17 protein-coding genes are annotated in these 18,351 nt (G+C 58.7%); 12 read left to right on the top strand and 5 right to left on the bottom strand.

Annotated features, from left to right (window positions below; genetic code table 11):
* The first annotated feature begins 6 nt into the window (after positions 1-6).
* A complete protein-coding gene (locus tag GSQ93_RS35190; protein WP_158940587.1) occupies positions 7-480 on the top strand; it encodes an HU family DNA-binding protein in 474 nt (157 codons plus the stop codon).
* Positions 481-679: 199 nt separating this feature from the next.
* On the opposite strand, the gene GSQ93_RS35195 is transcribed toward GSQ93_RS35190, so the two are convergent.
* Positions 680-928 (bottom strand): hypothetical protein, encoded by a 249-nt coding sequence (locus tag GSQ93_RS35195; protein ID WP_158940588.1) that lies wholly within the window; start codon positions 926-928, stop codon positions 680-682.
* A gap of 138 nt (positions 929-1,066) precedes the next feature.
* Positions 1,067-1,309, bottom strand: coding sequence for a hypothetical protein (locus GSQ93_RS35200; protein WP_158940590.1), 243 nt, complete (start codon positions 1,307-1,309; stop codon positions 1,067-1,069).
* Positions 1,310-1,688: 379 nt separating this feature from the next.
* Between GSQ93_RS35200 and GSQ93_RS35205 the strand changes: the two genes are divergently transcribed.
* Positions 1,689-2,747, top strand: coding sequence for a LacI family DNA-binding transcriptional regulator (locus tag GSQ93_RS35205; RefSeq protein WP_158940976.1), 1,059 nt, complete (start codon positions 1,689-1,691; stop codon positions 2,745-2,747).
* A 38-nt stretch (positions 2,748-2,785) separates the two neighbouring features.
* On the opposite strand, the gene GSQ93_RS35210 is transcribed toward GSQ93_RS35205, so the two are convergent.
* Positions 2,786-4,609 carry an IlvD/Edd family dehydratase gene (locus GSQ93_RS35210; protein WP_158940592.1) on the bottom strand — a complete coding sequence of 608 codons (1,824 nt, stop codon included), beginning with the start codon at positions 4,607-4,609 and terminating at the stop codon, positions 2,786-2,788.
* A 57-nt stretch (positions 4,610-4,666) separates the two neighbouring features.
* The gene (locus GSQ93_RS35215) at positions 4,667-5,614 is read right to left on the bottom strand and encodes a 2-hydroxyacid dehydrogenase (protein ID WP_158940594.1); all 948 of its coding nucleotides are present in this window, start codon (positions 5,612-5,614) and stop codon (positions 4,667-4,669) included.
* A 62-nt stretch (positions 5,615-5,676) separates the two neighbouring features.
* Between GSQ93_RS35215 and GSQ93_RS35220 the strand changes: the two genes are divergently transcribed.
* The 8 genes from GSQ93_RS35220 to GSQ93_RS35255 all read left to right on the top strand — a co-directional run bounded on the left by GSQ93_RS35220 (position 5,677) and on the right by GSQ93_RS35255 (position 14,616).
* Positions 5,677-6,627: an NAD(P)-dependent oxidoreductase gene (locus GSQ93_RS35220; protein ID WP_367889803.1), complete on the top strand. Its 951-nt coding sequence runs from the start codon at positions 5,677-5,679 to the stop codon at positions 6,625-6,627.
* Positions 6,628-6,737: 110 nt separating this feature from the next.
* Positions 6,738-8,132: an MFS transporter gene (locus GSQ93_RS35225; protein WP_254074223.1), complete on the top strand. Its 1,395-nt coding sequence runs from the start codon at positions 6,738-6,740 to the stop codon at positions 8,130-8,132.
* A 148-nt stretch (positions 8,133-8,280) separates the two neighbouring features.
* Positions 8,281-9,033, top strand: coding sequence for an SDR family oxidoreductase (locus tag GSQ93_RS35230; protein ID WP_158940596.1), 753 nt, complete (start codon positions 8,281-8,283; stop codon positions 9,031-9,033).
* Between the two features lie 271 nt (positions 9,034-9,304).
* On the top strand, positions 9,305-10,240 hold the full coding sequence (locus GSQ93_RS35235) for a substrate-binding domain-containing protein (RefSeq protein WP_254074241.1): 936 nt from the start codon (positions 9,305-9,307) through the stop codon (positions 10,238-10,240).
* A 67-nt stretch (positions 10,241-10,307) separates the two neighbouring features.
* Positions 10,308-11,777 carry a sugar ABC transporter ATP-binding protein gene (locus GSQ93_RS35240; protein ID WP_158940600.1) on the top strand — a complete coding sequence of 490 codons (1,470 nt, stop codon included), beginning with the start codon at positions 10,308-10,310 and terminating at the stop codon, positions 11,775-11,777.
* Entirely contained in the window at positions 11,774-12,706 is a 933-nt protein-coding gene (locus GSQ93_RS35245) for an ABC transporter permease (RefSeq protein WP_158940602.1), read from the top strand. Before GSQ93_RS35240 ends, GSQ93_RS35245 begins: the two co-directional genes overlap by 4 nt.
* Positions 12,703-13,671: an ABC transporter permease gene (locus tag GSQ93_RS35250; RefSeq protein ID WP_158940604.1), complete on the top strand. Its 969-nt coding sequence runs from the start codon at positions 12,703-12,705 to the stop codon at positions 13,669-13,671. The genes GSQ93_RS35245 and GSQ93_RS35250 overlap by 4 nt, the downstream gene beginning before the upstream one ends.
* Positions 13,672-13,680: 9 nt before the next feature.
* Positions 13,681-14,616: an SMP-30/gluconolactonase/LRE family protein gene (locus GSQ93_RS35255; RefSeq protein WP_158940606.1), complete on the top strand. Its 936-nt coding sequence runs from the start codon at positions 13,681-13,683 to the stop codon at positions 14,614-14,616.
* Positions 14,617-14,774: 158 nt separating this feature from the next.
* Here the strand turns inward: GSQ93_RS35255 and GSQ93_RS35260 are convergent, their stop codons facing one another.
* The gene (locus tag GSQ93_RS35260) at positions 14,775-16,022 is read right to left on the bottom strand and encodes an ROK family protein (protein WP_158940608.1); all 1,248 of its coding nucleotides are present in this window, start codon (positions 16,020-16,022) and stop codon (positions 14,775-14,777) included.
* Positions 16,023-16,189: 167 nt separating this feature from the next.
* Between GSQ93_RS35260 and GSQ93_RS35265 the strand changes: the two genes are divergently transcribed.
* Entirely contained in the window at positions 16,190-17,326 is a 1,137-nt protein-coding gene (locus GSQ93_RS35265) for a Gfo/Idh/MocA family protein (RefSeq protein ID WP_158940610.1), read from the top strand.
* A gap of 62 nt (positions 17,327-17,388) precedes the next feature.
* The gene (gene alsB / locus GSQ93_RS35270) at positions 17,389-18,336 is read left to right on the top strand and encodes a D-allose transporter substrate-binding protein (RefSeq protein ID WP_158940612.1); all 948 of its coding nucleotides are present in this window, start codon (positions 17,389-17,391) and stop codon (positions 18,334-18,336) included.
* Positions 18,337-18,351 lie beyond the last annotated feature (15 nt).

The raw sequence follows: 18,351 nt of genomic DNA on the forward strand, positions 1-18,351 counted from the left end.
GAATATATGGCAACAACTACGACCAAGAAAACTGCGGCTCCCGTTGCGAAGAAAGCGGTAGCACCCGCTACGAAGAAAGCAGCACCGGCCAGCAAGAAAGCTGCACCAGTCGCGAAGAAAGCAGTCGCGCCTGCGGTGAAGAAGCCGGTTGTGGCCGCTCCCTTGAAACCTATCAAAGATTCGTTCACGAAAGCATCGCTGACTGTTTACCTGGCCGAGCGCTCAGGCGTGGAACTCAAGGCTGCGAAGGCGTTCATGGCAGCGCTGGAAGAAACCGTGCTCGCATCGATCCACAAGAAGGGTGCGAAAGAGTTCACGCTGCCGGGTCTGCTGAAAATTGTTGCACAGGACGTGCCGGCCAAGAAGAAGCGCTTCGGCAAGGACCCGTTCTCGGGTGAAGACAAATGGTTTGCGGCGAAGCCCGCTTCGGTGCGCCTCAAGGTGCGCCCGCTGAAGAAGCTGAAGGACGCCGCGCTGTAAGCGAAACTGCTCTCAGGTAATAACGCCCCTCGCGACGAAAAATCCGAGGGGCGTTTTCCGTTAACCGTCGTGGTCGGCGATGTCGGCGCAGCAATAGGATTGCAAAAATGGACGATGACATCGAGCGAGCTGACTTCACTTGCAAACCACATGACGTCGGCTGTTGTCTCCGCTTGCTGCATCCAGACGCCTGCAACCCTTACCCGATTTGCAGCAGCGATATCTGGCTTTCCAGCAATGCCCGAAGCTCATCGGAATCGGGCTGTGTTCCCCAGTTGCGCGCGCCCGCGACCGAGGCAATGGCAATCCACGAATTCGGTGGAAACCATTCGCGCAGCGCAACGTCGTCTTTGAGGATGCGAAGACGGCCGGTCTGCGCGCAGTACTCGGCGCACATCTCTGTGTCTGCCAACTGCGCAGTGACGCGAAGGCTACGGATTCGCAGCATTGGTTTCTCCAATGGGAAGAGGCGGTGACCCTGCAAGCCCCGTCCGCGACTCAAGACTACAGCAAAACAAATCCGGCTATTGCACCGTGAACCACGCGATAGCCGGTGAGCAAGATACGCGTTATCTGCTTCGAGTCATCAGGAATGCGCGATCGCAGAGCGTTGGCTCGCGGCTACCGCCCGCTCTTTCTCCTGTTCCTTTGCATAGTGATGCCCCACGATGCAACCGCCCACTGCCCCGATTACGGCATGGTGGCCGGCGACGTGACCAGCCACTCCACCGACCACTGCACCTTTCAGACATCCCGCCGCGTGCGCCGCGCCGACAGTCATAAGTAATGTCATCGCAGATATTGCAGTGACCACGTTTCGTGTGTTCATTCGTCGCTCCAAAAAAGATGATCGGACTCGGATACCGTCCAGTCGCTGGAGTCTATGTGCGAGTCGCGCTCACAAGTGAAACCAGCTTGCGAGATTGGTAACACGCAGTTACGGCGTGCAGCCGACCATGAGACATTGCGGTTGGCACGGTTAGGATAACGTGATGTCCGGACACTGTTGTCGCCCTTACTATCGCGGTGATCGCATCTACAGACGCGCTGTTCGGGAGAATGCTCTCCGACCGAACGCCTATACAACCGCCACTTCCCGAGCGCCGTCCACATTGCGGCCTCGAATCGTCATCCAGTATCATTGACCCACCAGGTTAACGAAGAACACGATGTCCGACGACAAGCTTTCGATTTCCGCGCCTCCCCGCATGGCCGACGTGGCGCGTATCGCCGGAGTCTCCAAAATGACGGTGTCACGTGTGCTCGCCGGCAGGCCTGTAAGCGCTGCCACGCGCGAACGTGTACTGAACGTGGTCAATGAAATGGGCTATGTCGCGGACGCGGCTGCCGGCGCGTTATCGTCGGGGCGGTCTTCGTTCGTCGCGGTCCTCGTGCCGTCGCTCTCAAGCTCGAATTTCTCCGATACCGTTCGCGGCATTAACGACGTGATCGAACCCGTCGGCATGCAAATGCTGCTGGCGAATACGGACTATGACCTGCCGCGCGAGGAAGAGCTTGTCAGGGCGCTGCTTCGATATCAACCGCGTTGCATCGTATTGACCGGAAGCCACCACACAGCCGAGACTCATTCGTTGCTGGCACGCGCGCGTATTCCTGTCATCGAGACATGGGATATGCCGGCAAATCCTATTGATCGTGTTGTCGGTTTTTCAAATGCGGAAGCGTCCCGCGCCATGGTCCGCCATCTCTACGAGCGCGGTTATGAGCGTATTGCTTTTGTGAGCAGCGCGTCGAAACTCGACCGGCGCGGTATTGACCGCCGGCGCGGATATCTCAAGGAAGTCCGGGCGGCCGGCTGCGAACCGCGCGACATCACGAAAAGCGCCTGGACGACGACCATGGCGCACGGCGTCGCCATGGCTCATGGGGCAGCCGCGCTGCAACAGTTGCTCGAGCGCTGGCCCGACACCGACGCCGTGATGTGCGCCAGCGACATCCACGCGTTCGGCGCGGTCATGGCGTGCCATCGGCTCGGCTTGTCGGTGCCGGGCGATATCGCGGTGGCGGGATTCGGCGACTTCGAAGTGTCCAGGCACTGTTATCCGACGATCACGACTGTTTCCGTCGATGCCTATGGCATTGGACGCGCTACCGGCGAATCACTTCTCGCGGCGCTCCATGAGGCGGAAGGCGAGGGTAAGCCGGACAAGACCCGAGGGACGAAAACGGTTGTGGCAACGAAGCGAAAACCGCTGCCGACGGTCATCAAGATTCACTACGAAGTGGTGGCGCGCGAGAGCACTTAGCACCTAGCACTTAGCGACTCGCGCGGCACCCGCTCACATTAATGGTTGTGGCGTGACTCACCCTTCGTTTCGATAATGTTGAGATACAGCGTCGCCGGTTCCAGGCATGCGCCGCTGCCATGCTGGCCGACCATGCTGCGGTAGATCTCTTCCCACGGTGTCATGTTCTTCAACACAGGCGGCTTCCAGGCCGCGCGGCGTTGGTCGAGTTCGGCGTCGGGGATCATCAGGTCGACCTTGCGCGTTTTCAGGTCAATGCGAATTTTATCGCCCGATACAAGCAACGCAAGGCCGCCGCCAACGGCCGCTTCCGGCGACACGTTGAGAATGGACGGACTCGCCGACGTACCGCTCTGACGGCCGTCGCCTAAAGTCGGCAGGGTGTCGATACCGCGCTTGAGCAACGCTGCCGGCGGCTGCATGTTGACCACTTCCGCGCCACCCGGAAAGCCCACTGGACCGCAGTTACGGATCACGAGAATCGAACGTTCGTCGACGCCGGTCTCCGGGTCTTCAATGCGCGCGTGATAGTCCTCCGGGCCTTCGAACACGACGACCTTGCCCTCGAACACATCGGGATGATCCGGGTCAGCGAGGAAGCGCTTGCGGAAGGCGTCGTCGATTACGCTGACCTTCATGACGGCGCTATCGAAGAGGTTGCCCGACAGCACGACATAACCCGCGGTTTCCTTGAGCGGCTTCGCATATTCACGTATAACCTCGCGATCTGGCGTAGGCACAGCGGCAAGATCTTCGGCCAGCGTACGCCCCGTCACCGTGCGCACGGCGCCATTGAGCCTGCCTGCATCGAGCAGTTCCTTCATCACGGCCGGCACGCCACCTGCCCGATGAAACGCTTCGCCAAGGAAACGCCCGGCCGGCTGGCAATCGGTCAACAGCGGCACGTCGGGCCCAAGCCGTTGCCAGTCTTCCAGCGTGTGATCGACGCCCATGTGGCGCGCAATCGCAATCATGTGAATCGGACAATTCGACGATGCACCGAGCGCGGCCGCCGCGACCACGGCGTTCTCGAATGCAGCCTTGGTCATGACATCGGAAGGGCGCAGTTTCTCGGCGACCATCTCTACAATGCGCTTGCCGGTCGCATACGCCATCCATCCACGCTCGCGATGCGGCGCGGGAATCGCGGCACATCCAGGTAATGACATGCCGAGCGCTTCGGCCAGCGAGTTCATCGATAACGCGGTGCCCATCGTATTGCAGTGGCCGGCGGAAGGCGCGGACGACGCCACCTCGTCCATGAACTGCGGGTAGTCGATATCGCCTGAGGACAAGCGCTTGCGCGCATCCCAGATGACCGTTCCCGAACCCGCGAGCTTGCCGTTGTACCAGCCGTCTAGCATCGGGCCGCCCGATAGCACGATGGCGGGAATGTTGACCGTGGCGGCGGCCATCAGGCACGCGGGCGTGGTCTTGTCGCAGCCGGTGGTGAGGACCACGCCGTCTATCGGATAGCCGTGCAGGATCTCGACGAGACCCAGATAAGCGAGGTTGCGATCGAGCGCGGCGGTGGGGCGCTTGCCGGTTTCCTGGATCGGGTGAACCGGGAATTCGAGCGGAATGCCGCCTGCGTCGCGGATACCGTCGCGTACGCGGCTCGCAAGCTCAAGGTGATGGCGGTTACAGGGCGCAAGATCCGAACCCGTCTGCGCGATGCCGATGATCGGCTTGCCCGACTGCAGCTCTTCGCGCGTGATGCCGTAGTTCATGTAGCGCTCGAGATAGAGCGCGGTCATGCCGGGGTCGGAGGGATCGTCGAACCAGCGGCGGCTGCGCAGACGGAGTTGCGGGGTATCGTCGTGTGAATCGTGAGAATTCGGGGGGGTAGATTGATTAGACATGCTGACTTGTCCGCTATTTTGTATTGAGAGATGAGGCGCCGACGCTTAACGAGCGGCTCAATGCGTGGGGAATTCGGTAACAAGCGGCGAGCCTTCAAAAAATGCCTGAAGATTGTCTCGAACCAGTTGCCCCATTGCCGCGCGCGTTTCGACCGTCGCACTTGACCGATGAGGCTGCAGCACCACATTGTCGAGGGAGTGAAAGCGCGGGTCGATCGACGGCTCGTTCCAGAAGACATCGAGCGCGGCGCCGCGGATGCGATGCGTGGTGAGATACTCAAGCAGCACGGGTTCATCGACAATGCTGCCCCGCGCAACGTTCACCAGAATGCCATCGGGCCCAAGCGCGTCGAGCACATCACGGCTCACCGATGCATGGCTTTGCCGGTCAGCCGCCGCGCAGATCACCAGGAAATCCGAGTCACGCGCGAGTGCCACCGCATCTTCGCGATAGGTATAGCTGACGTCGTCGAAACGGAAGCGGTCGTGATAGGCAATAGACATATCGAATGCGGCCGCTCGCTTGGCGAACGCACGGCCTACACGGCCGAGCCCGAGTATGCCGAGCCGTTTGCCGAACATCCGCGTGGCCAGCGGCAACGACGCTTTTCCCCATTGACCGTCGCGGACCACGCGGTCATTCGCGGGTATGTGGCGCGCCATCGCGAGCATCAGGCCCATCCCCATATCCGCAACGTCTCCCGTCAAAACATCCGGCGTGTTCGTAACGCGAATGCCGCGCTTCGCGGCGTGGCCGAGATCGATCGCATCGACCCCAACACCATAAGACACGATGATTTCAAGCTGCGGCAGCGCATCAATCAACTCAGCGCCGGCGCCGGCTTCTCCATTGGTCGCCACGGCGCGGATGCGTGGCCCCACCTCCGCCAGCAACGCGGCACGATCGATCGTATCGGAGAGGACGTGGAGCGTGTAGTGCCGCTCAAGTTCGGCCATGTCCGTTTCCGGGTAACGCACGACTACCAGTAAATCCGCCTTGTGCATGCTATCTCCTCATGTTAGATTTGATTAATGGTTACCGGTAACCATACAACACGACGAAACCCGTGTCCAGCAGATCATTCCTCCAGGGTAGCGAGATGACGGCCAATTCGATGGGTCCGTCCGAGAAGATTGCGTTTCTCGGAACGGGCTTGATGGGAGAGCGGCAAGCGCGCGTGTTGCTGAGGGCCGGCTACCGGCTTAATGCGTGGAACCGCACCAGGGAGAAGGCGCGCCGGTTGAGCCGCGACGGCGCGACCGTTGCGGAGTCGGCCGTTGACGCGGTTCGTGATGCCGACGTGGTGATTACCATGCTCGCCAACGGCGACGCCGTGCACGAGGTCCTGTTCAACCAGGGCGTGGCCGATTCCCTCCAGGCGCACTCAACCGTGGTCGACATGAGTTCCATTCGCCCCGACGAAGCGCTGGACCATGCACGTTTGCTCGGGCGGCGGGGTGTCGCTTATCTCGAGGCGCCGGTGTCGGGCGGCACGAGCGGAGCGGAGAACGGGACGCTTGCAATCATGTGCGGTGGCGATCCACGGGTTTTCGAACGCGTTTCGCCCGTATTGCGCTGTATGGGGCGTCCTGTGTTGATAGGCGCGCATGGCTTGGGGCAACTCACCAAGCTGGCGAACCAGATGATAGTTGGGACAACGATTGGTGTGATTGCCGAGGCATTGTCTCTTGTTGAAAAGGGCGGAGCAGACCCGGCGAAATTGATTGAAGTACTGGCCGGGGGTTATGCCGACAGCACGATCCTGCGACTGGACGCACAGCGCATGGTCGATCGGGATGTGCGGATCAGAGGGCGCTCCAGCACGCAGCTCAAAGATCTGAATAATGCTTTGCGGGTAGCGCAACAAGCCGGCAGCCCGACGCCCTACACCGAGCTTACCGCGCAACTTTTTAGCATGCTTTTGCAGGAGCATGGCGATATCGATCATAGCGGGATCGTGCTGGCGTTCGCGCACAACGCAAGCTTGTCGCGTGAGAGTCAGGCGGCCATTTCATAAAAACTATTCGTTTCATTTAACCCGCTTGAATCATCCAGGCGGGCATTCCATAAATAAAGTAATAGCCGGCGTTCAATCAAACGGCACCCCGATTTGCAAAGGAGACGCAAATGGATTTGCAGCATTCCCCTATGCCCTCGCAGGTAAGCGCCGCTGCCCCGGTTCCCCCATCATTGGCCGCTGAAAAACCGCTTGTATCGCCTCAACAGTTGAGGCGAGCGATCCTGACCGGTGCGGTTGGCAGCGCGCTCGAGTACTACGATTTCGCGATCTTCGGACTCGCGTCGGCACTGGTATTCAGCCATATCTTCTTTCCCGCGCTGGGCGCGAAAGCTGGGCTGATGGCGAGCTTCGGCACCTACGGTGCGGGCTTTCTCGCACGGCCGTTCGGTGGCCTGTTTTTTGGGTCTATCGGTGACCGGAAGGGGCGTAAGTTTGTCTTGCTTGTCACCATAGCGATCATGGGGACCTCCACCACGTTGGTCGGCTTTTTGCCCAATGGAACCGTCGGCGCGGTCGCGCTCGTGCTGCTGCGACTACTGCAAGGCTTCGGTGCGGGCGCGGAGCAAGCGGGGGCATCGACGCTCATGGCGGAAGTCGCCCCCGTGCAGCAACGCGGTTTCTTCGCAGCATTGCCGTTCGTGGGCATCTTCGCGGGCCTGGGGCTCGCCACGGCCACTTTCAGTGTCATGCAGCACGTGCTGGGAGAGCAGGCCATCCTTGCATGGGCGTGGCGTATCCCCTTTCTTTCTAGTGTCTTACTCATTGGCGTAGCGGTCTGGATCCGGCTTCGCTTGCGAGAAAGTCCTGCATTCATCAGCCTCGAGGGCGCGCACGCAGTAATCAAATCGCCGATGAAAACCGTCATTACCCACGCGCGCCGTCCCGTGCTCGCCGCAACCCTGATGCGATTCGCCGAACAGGGCGGATCGACGATCTACACCACGGTTGCCATCGCATTCCTCGGCGGCACCGTGGCCGCGAAACTGGGCGTCCGTCCCTCCGAGCTGACATCGATCGGCACGACGGGCGCGTTGATCGCCAGCATGGCGAGCGTCATCACAACGCCACTGTTCGGCGCATTGTCGGACCGCATCGGCCGTATCGCGGTGTACCGGGGTGGCGCGATCTTCATGCTGCTCTGGTCCGTGCCGTCGTGGTGGATGGTGAGCACGGGCAACGCGCTGTGGGTGGACGTGGCCCTGTTCGGCGGCCTGGCGCTGGGGGCTAACAGCATGCTGGGCGCGCAGTGCGCTCACTTCTCCGAACTCTTCGGCAATCGCTACCGGTACTCCGGCGTCGCATTGGCGCGTGAGTTGGGTGCGGTGTTGTCGGGGGGTATCGCGCCGTTGCTGGGGATATACCTTGTCGGGCTATCGGATGGCGCGTTTTGGGTGATGGGACTTTATATGGCGACGCTCTCGGTGATTACGTTGATCGGCGTGTCGCTGTCCACCGAAACGCGGCAGCGGGATTTGACCGAGCTGAACGATGCAGTGGGTTGAAAATCAGCCAGGCGCTAGCCTCGACGAAGACGTTTTTATTACGCCGCATATCGGGTTAGTACCAATCGGCCAGCCTTGTGCATGCTCATCTCCTCATGCTAAAGTCAGTTGGATTAGTTACCGGTAACCATGAATGGAAGGGGTGACGATGGAAGGGAAAATTGCCTTGATTACGGGCGCGGGTTCAGGAATAGGGCGCGGTGTTGCGTTAGGCTTACTAACTGAAGGCTACACCGTCGTCTTGGCGGGACGAAACGAGCGTGCGTTGACTGAAACGGCGATTATGGCGGGCGCACATGCAGCCAATGCCCATGCACTACCCTGCGATGTTGCCGACCCCGATTCGGTCAATCGCTTGTTCACCCAGCTTGAAGAAAAGTTCGGCCGTCTCGATCTGTTGTTCAATAACGCCGGCACATTCACGCCGCAAAATTCACTGGAAGATATCAGCTATGAACAGTGGACTCAGGCCGTCAACGTTAATCTGACTGGCGCCTTCCTGTGCACGCAAGGCGCCTTCCGCCTGATGAAGAAACAGCAGCCACAGGGCGGCCGGATCATCAATAACGGCTCAATCTCAGCGCATGCACCGCGCCCGAAGGCAGCGCCGTACACGGCCACCAAACATGCAATAACCGGCTTGACCAAGGCAAGTTCGCTGGACGGTCGCCCTTACAACATTGCCTGTGGCCAGATAGATATCGGCAATGTGGTGACTGACATGAGCGAATTGATGGCGAAAGGGACGCTTCAGGCCGACGGTTCGATCAAGGTAGAGCCACGCATGTCGATGGATAACGTGGTCAAGGCAATCCTGTACATGGATAGCTTGTCACTGGATGCAAACGTCCTGTTCATGACGGTCATGGCCAGTCATATGCCTTTCGTCGGCCGAGGCTGAAGACAGCAGGACAGGGTGGCGCAACAACCGGCCGGCGCGTGAGCAGATTGACCGACGTCAACGCGTTGTTTCGGAAGCTACTTGATGCATAGGCGTGGATAAGTAGCGAGATTTCACATATGGCCATCCTGCAGACCTGCGCTGGCCCACAATATCTTGGAGACGAATCATGAAAGGAAATGTGGCACGCCGCGTGCGGGTTTTAGGGTGTCTGGGCTTTGTCCTGTTCGGAACGGTTGGCGCTCATGCTCAGGAAAAGCCGACGACCACAATGAAGATCGCGTTTTCCAATTCGTTTGCGAGCAATTCGTGGCGTCAACAGATGCTGCAGGACTGGGACAAGGTCACCAAACAAGCGGTGGCCAACAAGGTCGTTGCAGCGGCGCCTAGTTTCACCACGGTGCAGAATCAGGCAACCGAACAATCCCAGCAGATTCAGAACATGATCCTGCAAGGCTACAACGCGATTGTCGTCGACGCGGCTTCACCCACTGCGGTGAATGGTGCCATCAAGCAGGCCTGTAGTGCGGGCATTGTTGTGGTGTCGTTCGACGGCACGGTCACGGAGCCCTGCGCGTACAAGATCAGTATCGATTTCAAGCAGATGGGAAAGATGCAGATCGATTATTTTCATGCACGCAATTTGAAAGGTAATGTGCTCGAAGTGCGAGGCCTGGCAGGTTTCGTGGTGGATAACCAGATACACGCTGGCGTCGAAGAAGGTCTCAAGCAATATCCGGACTTCAAGGTGGTCGGATCGGTCAACGGCGACTATACGCAAACGGTCGCACAGAAGGCGGTCGCCGGACTCTTGCCTACCTTGTCCGATGTTGTCGCGGTCACCACCCAAGGGGGAGATGGTGCGGGAACGGCGCGTGCGTTTATTGATGCCGGCCGCAAACTGCCTGTGGTTTTTATGGGCAATCGCTATGACGAACTTGAATTGTGGAAAAACGAGCACGATAAAAACGGCTACGAGACCCAATCAGCTTCGATCGTACCGGGCGTCGCCACTTTTGCATTCTGGTATGCGCAGCAGGTGCTGGCCGGTGCGAAGTTGCCTAAGGAAATCAATCTGCCGATTGCCGTCATTACCCAGAAGGACCTGGCTCAGTCGATGGCAAGCACTCCGAAGGGCGGCGTGTTTGACCGCTCTTTCACGCAGCAGGAAGTCACTGATTACGTAAAAAACCACGCCGCCAACTAACGCGTGCATAGCGGCCCGGAGGGCGCCGCACGATGCATGAAATTATTGAGGGTGATGAGGGACTTTTATGACATCCAGTGCGGACGCAGCATTTGTTCAAACCGAGAGAATCGGTAAGACGTTTGGTGCGGTGAGGGCGTTAAACGAGGCAACCCTGGCGTTTTATCCGGGCGAGTGCGTCGGTATTGTCGGGCACAACGGGGCGGGCAAATCGACGTTGATGAATATTCTTTCCGGTGTCTTCAAGAATGATAAGGGCACGCTGCATGTAGACGGAAAGAACGTGGAGCATCACTGGAATACCCACGAAGCTATCAGGCACGGCATACGCTGCGTATTCCAGGAGTTGTCGTTGTGCCCGAATCTCAGTCTCGCGGAAAACATGCGTCTGCGAACGTCGGCGGGCAACGCGTTCGGGTGGCGCAAACAAGCCGGTGCGCAGTTGATCAGCGCGCTGGACAAGATCTTCCCGCGTCATGGTCTTGGTGCCAACCAGATTATCGAGGAACTCCCGATCACCAAGCGTCAGATGGTCGAGATCGCCATGGCATTTACGCCGGGCGATCACCCGTTAAAGCTGGTCATTCTCGATGAGCCTACATCCTCGCTGGACGAACAATCGGCGAAGCAACTACTCACGTATCTACGCGACTTCGTCAGCGGCGGCGGTATCTGCATATTGATCTCGCACAAAATGCACGAGGTCATGAACTTCAGCGACCGCGTTGTTGTGATGCGCGAGGGTGCGGTCATCTACGAAAGCGACACCGCGCAAACCAGTGCCAAGCGAGTGGTTGAGGCAATGGGGCAAGGACACACTAACCGCGACGAACGAGCGGCGACCCGCCATCATCAAGCGGGTGAGTTGCAGGTACAGGCGCGTCTGTTGGTAGAGGGTTTGCCGCTCAAGGCGTTCCAAGGCGAGATTATCGGACTGGCGGGACTGGCAGGGCACGGCCAAACCCGCTTGCTCAAATTGATTCATGCATTGCGCAAGGGTCACCAGGATCGGCACAGCAATGAACTGCATGCCGATACGGCGTTTGTTGCCGGAGACAGGCAGAGCGATGGCGTGTTCGGCTTATGGTCGATTGCGAAAAACATGAGTTTGTCCTGGCTTGGCAAATGCGGCCGGGCGGGGATGATTTCCTTTGCGGAAGAAGATCGTCTGATCGGGCAATGGATGGAAAAACTCAGGGTGAAAACGCCCGACATGAACCTGCCTATTTCGTCACTGTCAGGCGGCAACCAGCAGAAGGTATTGTTTGCACGCGCGTTGGGCGCTGACGCACCAATGATCCTCATGGACGATCCCACCCGCGGCGTGGATGTCGGCACGAAATACGAGGTATATAGCATTGTCCGATCGCAAGCTGACCAGGGGCGAACGTTCCTTTGGTACACGACGGAGTTCGATGAGCTATATCACTGCGACCGCATCTATGTGATGAACGAAGGTGAAATTGTCGGGGAAATTGCAAATGCCGATCTGAGCGAAGGCGCGCTGTTTCGGCTGTCCTTCAAGGAGCTGGCATGAGACATTTTCGCGCTCATATAACTCGCCTGCTGTCCGCCATTACCTTCGCGGTCCTGCTGGGGTTGATCTACAGGAATCAGTCGCTGGCGCTGTCGTATCTGGGGTTGACGCTGCTATTGGGAGCGTCTATTCCTATCGTTTTTGCAACCTTGTCTCAGATGATGATGGTGTCGGTGGGCGATCTGGATCTATCCATTGGACCGTTTATTTCAATGAGCGCGGCGATTGGCGCGATCATTCTGCCGAACTCGCCTTGGCTAGCGGCACTGTTATACGTGCTTGCAATCGGCGTCTACGTGTTTTGCGGAGTGCTGATCCATGTGCGTCGACTGTCGTCAATTGTCGTGACGCTCGGTTTGTCCTTTGTCTGGCTGGGATTCGCGCTTTTATTGGTTCCGAGCCCGGGCGGGCAGGCGCCTCAATATCTGGTCGACCTGATGACGTGGCAACCGCCGTTCGTGCCCCTGCCGGTATTGTTCGCTGTCCTTGCCGCGTTGATAGGCTATTTCATTTTCAATATCACGGTATTCGGTACCGTTGTCCGCGGCTTCGGCGGCAACCCCAAAGTGATCGAACGAAGTGGCCGGTCGAGCCTGGGCATTCATGCGGCGGTCTACGCTTTGGCTGGGGTGTTCGGAATTGTCTCCGGATTGCTCCTGTTGGGGCAGACGACGTCCGCCGACGCTAACCAGGCAACCAGCTATACCTTGATTTCCATCGCGAGCGTCATTTTGGGCGGCGGTGAATTCGTGGGTGGAAAAATCTATGCACTGGGCAGTGTGTTCGGTGCCCTGACCATGACGCTGGCAACCTCATTCCTGAACTTCTACCAGGTTTCCTCGGACTGGCAAGTAGCGATGCAAGGGATCATTCTCATTGTGGCGCTCAGCTTGCGGACCGTCATTGGCTATTCAGGAAAACCAGCATGAGCGACATGCACTTTTCTCCGTTGAATCGGTTACGCAATAGCTACTCGCTGAGCGCCTGGGTGGCAACGGCTGTCGTTCTTGTTGCGACGACGTTATTCAACGCAGGCAAGGGGGGACCTAGTCTCGGTCCTCTATTGACCACGGCACTGAGCTTCTCGACCTTCACGGTATTGGTTTCTCTGGGACAAATGCTCGTTATTACGAGCGGACCGGGCAATATCGATCTTTCCATTCCTTCTGTGATTGCGCTATCGGGCGCGCTGTCGATGGGGGCGATGCAAAGCTCGAATGGGATGATTGCCTTGGGTATCCTGGTGGCGCTCTCGTCGGGAATGGCGGTAGGCGTCGTTAACTTTTTGCTAATCCGTCTCTTGAAGATTCCGCCGATCATTGCAACGATGGCCAGCGCATTGATCGTCCTGTCCTGCGCGATTGCGTATGGACGCGGCATGCGCACGGCGCCGCCCGCCTTGTTGGCGGAGATGCTGGTGGCCCGCATCGGCTATATCCCGGTATTTTCCATCTTCGCGATGGCGTTGACGTTGCTGGTTTGGCTATTGCTCACGCGCACCATCTATGGACGGGCGCTTTGTGCTATTGGTCAGAATCGAAACGCGGCGCGACTGGCGGGTGTGAGAACGGATTTCCATGTCTTGCTGACATACGCGATCAGCGGCGCGTTAGCCGGCTTGACCGGCTGTCTGATCGCCTCTTACTCCGGCGGAAATTCGCTGGACCAGGGCAACGAATACCTGTTGTTGACTGTCGCGGTCGTGGTCATAGGCGGGACGTCGGTCGCGGGTGGCCGGGCGTCTTTGGGTGGCATCTGGGGTGGTGCTTTGTTTATGTTTTTGCTGGTCGCCTTGCTGAACACCGCTGGTGCAAGCGCAGGTTTGCGCACGTTGTTGACGGGTGTCATTATCGTGATGGTGGCGGCGTTGACTGAAAGACGGCAAGCTCGTTAGGAAGCCAAAATGAATAATCCTGCTATAGAAATATATGACGAACGTGCACGTGATCTCCTGCGCGACGATGCAAAACTGGAGAAGCTCGCGACGGGTTGCATATGGGGCGAGGGCGCGATCTGGATGCACGAAGACAGATCCGTGCTATGGAGCGACATTCCGAATAACCGGATGATGCGCTGGCATCCTGATGAGGGCGTGAGTGTCTGGCGCGACCAGGTGGAATATACCAACGGCCACACACGTGAAGCGGACGGTAGCCTGCTGCATTGCTCTCACGGTCAGCGTGCGGTTATCCGTACCCGGTTCGGCCCGAATCTCAGTCAACCTGTTGATGAAGTCGTCGTCGACCACTACCACGGCCGGCGGCTGAATTCGCCTAACGATGTGGTCGTCAAGAGTGACGGGACGATCTGGTTCAGCGATCCGCCTTACGGCATTTTGTCCGACTATGAGGGGCATCAAGGCGCTCAGGAAATGCGCGGTTGCCATGTGTTTCGATTTGACCCGCGTAATAAGACGCTCGATGTGATGACGGACCTTCTTATTTGCCCCAACGGGTTGGCGTTCTCGCCGGACGAGTCATTGCTTTACGTGTCGGATACGTCGAAGGTCCCATACGGCGACAAGGGTTTTCACAACATCCGCGTATTCGATGTCATAGAAGGCCGTTCCTTGAGCAACCCTCGGATCTTCGCCACGATTGCTGAGGGCGAGGGACTGTCGGACGGATTTCGACTAGATGACCGAGGCTGGGTCTTCAGTAGCAGCGCGATCGGAATCCAGGTCTTTCATCCCGACGGCACCCGGCTTGCGCTCATTCATGTACCGGAGATTGTGGCGAACCTGACGTTTGGTGGCGAGAACCGTGACCAGATGTTTATTGTCGCTTCCACTTCTCTGTACCGTATCAACGTGAACGCGCAAGGCATACAGCGTCCCTGAGCATCGGAGAGATAGTGCTCTTAGCTCGGACATGACGCCTTGGACCGTACGTGCTGCGGCGCTGTGAAGAATGGCAAAGCCACGGCTTGAGCGACCGTGTGTAGCTAGATGAAGGCAGACGAAGCCGCAATCACGACGCATCGGACGCAAGCGAACATCTAAGTCGAGCTAGAGCCTGAATGCAGGATCGAAGCAATTCCCTTCGATGACAGTGCACGTTCGATCCCGAGCACTGCCCCGCCGATTGCACCGGCATATTGATTGAGCGCGGTATTTTCGATAAGCAAGCTCCTCGTCGCAAGCGGCAATGCCCGCCTATAGACAACCGCGCGAACGCCCGCAAGCAAGTCGTCGCTGATTCTCGCCATCCGGCCGCCAAGGACAATCGCGGCCGGGTTATACATGTGGACCAGCATCGCGATGACCTCGCCTATTTCAGCAGCCGCGGCGCGAATAAGCCTGACGGCCTGATAGTCCCCGGAGCGAACCAGCCGCACCAGGTCATCCACATTTCTTGCGCCCGCCTCAGGCAATGCCTGCAGGTTTGCAAGGACCGCGTTAGTCGACGCCACCGCTTCGACACAACCAATATTTCCGCATCGGCAAATGACATCGTCGCGCCCGGGAACCCTGATGTGTCCGATATCACCCGCCGAGCCATCGGCCCCTCTGTGCAGCATCCCGTCGGACGTGATGATCCCGCATCCTATCCCGGTCGACACCTTGGCAAACAGCAACGGAGACTGATGAGCGGGGCGCGTGCGGGCCTCGCCCAAGGCCATGAGGTTGACGTCGTTGTCGACCAGCACGGGGGTCTTGAGGCGCGACTGCAGATACTCGGAGACCTGGAAGCCGTCCCATCCCGGCATGATGGGTGGCCTCACGCAAACACCGCGACTGAAGTCCACGGGGCTGGGCAGTCCAACGACAACGCTGCGCACGGATTGATCGAGAAGCCGATGTTCCCGCAGCAACTGCTGGAACTGGTCGACGACTGAGTCGAGGACGATCTCGGGTCCAAGCGAAACGTCGATGCTGAATACTCTCTCCGCCAGCCGCCTTTGAGCCAGGTCAGAGATGACGAGTCGTCCATGAGTCGCGCCCATGTCGGCTACCAAGATGAGCCCGGCGCGGGAATTGAGCACGAGCATCGTACCGGGCCGTCCTCTGGCGGACGCACTTTGCGTTTGCTCTTTGACAAGGTCGCATTCGATCAGCGGCTGGATCAATTGCGACACGGTCGAGCGAGCGAATCCCGTGTTACGCGCCAGGTCGGCGCGGCTGACCCCTTGAGACGAAGCAATCAGCCGGGCGAGCTTGCTTTGAACTTCAAACTCTTCAAGCCTGAAGGCTCGGTCGAAGGTCGCTAGGCGAGAGGGGGCGAGCAAATGGTTTGGCGTGTTCATGACAAGGCCTTGAGAAATCGAGCTTACTTAATCCGCGCGTGAGCCACAAGCGTGATTGTAAGGACGATAGGCAAAGTATTTATGTCGGAAATCGAATTAAATAATACAAAATATCGGGCTAAGGCGTGCCTCGGTATTGTCCAGTCAACCCAATGGAGTTTAAAAAAATGGCTGAGACACTTGGTGTGGCAATTGTCGGTGCGGGGATGATGGGCGCGGTTCATTCCAGGGCGAGCCGGCTCGCAGGCGCAACGTTGAAGGGCATAGCGGCATCGAGTCCGCAGAGCGCTAAAAAGGCTGCAGCTCATCTGGCTTATCTGGGTATGGAGCGTGCCTATTCGAGCGCCGACGAGGCGATCGCGGACCCTGCTGTCGACGTCATCCATATCTGCACGCCTAATTCCACGCACTTCCCCCTCGCCATGTCGGCGCTGGCCGCCGGCAAGCATGTGGTGTGCGAAAAGCCCCTTGCAACCAGCCTCTCCGATGCGAAGGCGCTCGCGTCGGCAGCCCAATCAGCGGGGCGCATCGCGGCGGTTCCGTTCGTTTATCGATATCACCCGATGGTGAGGGAGGCGCGCTCGCTCGTGCAGGACGGCACCGTAGGGGCACTTCAACTCATCCACGGAAGCTATCTGCAGGACTGGCTGCTTGGACGGGACGACACGAATTGGCGCGTGGACGCGGCACTCGGCGGCCCGTCGCGAGCGTTCGCGGACATCGGGTCGCACTGGTGTGACCTGATCGAATGGATCAGCGGCGAACGATTCGAGACTGTCGTCGCAACACTCCAGACAACCATGCCCGACCGCCCGGCTGGCACGGTCGAGACGTTTTCGTCTCCTGCCCCGGGCGCCTCTTTAGAAAGGCAAGCGGTGACGACTGAGGACGTTGCCGGCGCATTGTTCCGGACCACAACCGGCGTGCTGACAACGCTCACCGTGAGCCAGGTGTCGGCCGGCCGCAAGAACCGGTTGTGGTTCGAGCTCGACGGTGCTCGCGCCAGCCTGGTATTCGATCAGGAGGAGCCGGAAAAACTTTGGTTAGGAGAACGAGACTCGACCCGGCTGTTCGTGCGCGATCCCTCTCGCGGCGGTGCTGAACAACGACGTCTTGCCACGCTGCCGGCGGGCCATGCCCAGGGCTATGCGCAATGCTTCGAAGCATTTGTCGCCGATACCTACGCGGTGATTCGCGGTGAAGCGCGTGAAGGCTTGCCGACGTTCGAAGACGGGTATCGCTCGGCACAGATCATTGACGCGGTGCTTCGTTCATCGAAAGCGCGCGCATGGGAGCAAATCTAGTTGCGGTTCACGTTGGATATCTATTAAAAACCCGCCTTGGCGCGGAACAACAGGAGACGAAAATGAAGGTTCAAAAGTTGCTCAAGTCGACAACCGGCATCGCGGCATTGGCCCTAACGCTGACGGCTTGGACACCGGCGCAGGCTGCCGATATCGCGATCGTGCTGAAGACATTGTCCAATCCTTACTGGGTCGCCATGCGCGATGGCATTCAGAAAGAAGCGAAGGCGAAGGGGGTGAGCGTCGACATCCTCGCGGGCAACAGCGAAGAAGACATCCAGGGTCAGCAGCGTCTGGTGGAAGACGTGCTCAACAAGAATTACAAAGCGATCGGCGTCGCGCCCATCTCGCCAGTGAGTCTGATCCAGGCTGTGGCCGCGGCCACGAAGAAGGGTATTTATGTGGTCAATATCGACGAGAAAATTGATCAGGGCCAGTTGAAGGCAGCAGGCGGCGCAGTGATTGCTTTCATCTCCAGCGACAACGTGGCGCTAGGCAACAAGGCGGGCGATTTCATCGTCCAGAAGCTGGGTAGCGCAGGCGGCAGCGTGGCGATTATCGAAGGCAAGGCCGGCAACGTCTCCGGCGACGCGCGTCGCGACGGCGCGAAGCAGGCCTTTGCAAAGGTGCCGTCCATCAAGCTCGTAGCGAGTCAGCCAGGCGATTGGGATCGCTCGAAAGCGCTGGACGTGACCACGAACATCCTGCAGCGCAATCCTGATCTGAAGGCCATTTACGCGGCGAACGACACCATGGCGCTCGGCGCCGCGCAGGCGGTCAAGAACGCCGACAAGCTCGGCAAAGTGGTCGTGGTCGGCACCGACGGCGTTCCCGAAGCGCTCGATTCAGTCAAGCGCGGCGAGTTGACCGCAACCATTGCCCAGGACTCCGCAGCAATGGGCGCGAAAACCGTGGACCTCCTGCTCGACGCATTGAAGAACAAGCCCGCGATCAACCCCGCTGTGGCGCCGGTCTTCATACCGGTCGAATCGCATCTGATCACGAAGTAAGCCTTCGTGCCTGAC

The organism is Burkholderia sp. S171 (assembly GCF_009766085.1).
Taxonomy (GTDB): Bacteria; Pseudomonadota; Gammaproteobacteria; order Burkholderiales; family Burkholderiaceae; genus Caballeronia.

Coding starts and splice junctions, on each gene's coding strand:
- GSQ93_RS35190 (WP_158940587.1), top strand. CDS start 7: ATGGCAACAACTACGACCAAGAAAACTGCGGCTCCCGTTGCGAAGAAA.
- GSQ93_RS35195 (WP_158940588.1), bottom strand. CDS start 928: ATGCTGCGAATCCGTAGCCTTCGCGTCACTGCGCAGTTGGCAGACACA.
- GSQ93_RS35200 (WP_158940590.1), bottom strand. CDS start 1,309: ATGAACACACGAAACGTGGTCACTGCAATATCTGCGATGACATTACTT.
- GSQ93_RS35205 (WP_158940976.1), top strand. CDS start 1,689: ATGGCCGACGTGGCGCGTATCGCCGGAGTCTCCAAAATGACGGTGTCA.
- GSQ93_RS35210 (WP_158940592.1), bottom strand. CDS start 4,609: ATGTCTAATCAATCTACCCCCCCGAATTCTCACGATTCACACGACGAT.
- GSQ93_RS35215 (WP_158940594.1), bottom strand. CDS start 5,614: ATGCACAAGGCGGATTTACTGGTAGTCGTGCGTTACCCGGAAACGGAC.
- GSQ93_RS35225 (WP_254074223.1), top strand. CDS start 6,738: ATGGATTTGCAGCATTCCCCTATGCCCTCGCAGGTAAGCGCCGCTGCC.
- GSQ93_RS35230 (WP_158940596.1), top strand. CDS start 8,281: ATGGAAGGGAAAATTGCCTTGATTACGGGCGCGGGTTCAGGAATAGGG.
- GSQ93_RS35235 (WP_254074241.1), top strand. CDS start 9,305: ATGAAGATCGCGTTTTCCAATTCGTTTGCGAGCAATTCGTGGCGTCAA.
- GSQ93_RS35240 (WP_158940600.1), top strand. CDS start 10,308: ATGACATCCAGTGCGGACGCAGCATTTGTTCAAACCGAGAGAATCGGT.
- GSQ93_RS35245 (WP_158940602.1), top strand. CDS start 11,774: ATGAGACATTTTCGCGCTCATATAACTCGCCTGCTGTCCGCCATTACC.
- GSQ93_RS35250 (WP_158940604.1), top strand. CDS start 12,703: ATGAGCGACATGCACTTTTCTCCGTTGAATCGGTTACGCAATAGCTAC.
- GSQ93_RS35255 (WP_158940606.1), top strand. CDS start 13,681: ATGAATAATCCTGCTATAGAAATATATGACGAACGTGCACGTGATCTC.
- GSQ93_RS35260 (WP_158940608.1), bottom strand. CDS start 16,022: ATGAACACGCCAAACCATTTGCTCGCCCCCTCTCGCCTAGCGACCTTC.
- GSQ93_RS35265 (WP_158940610.1), top strand. CDS start 16,190: ATGGCTGAGACACTTGGTGTGGCAATTGTCGGTGCGGGGATGATGGGC.
- alsB (WP_158940612.1), top strand. CDS start 17,389: ATGAAGGTTCAAAAGTTGCTCAAGTCGACAACCGGCATCGCGGCATTG.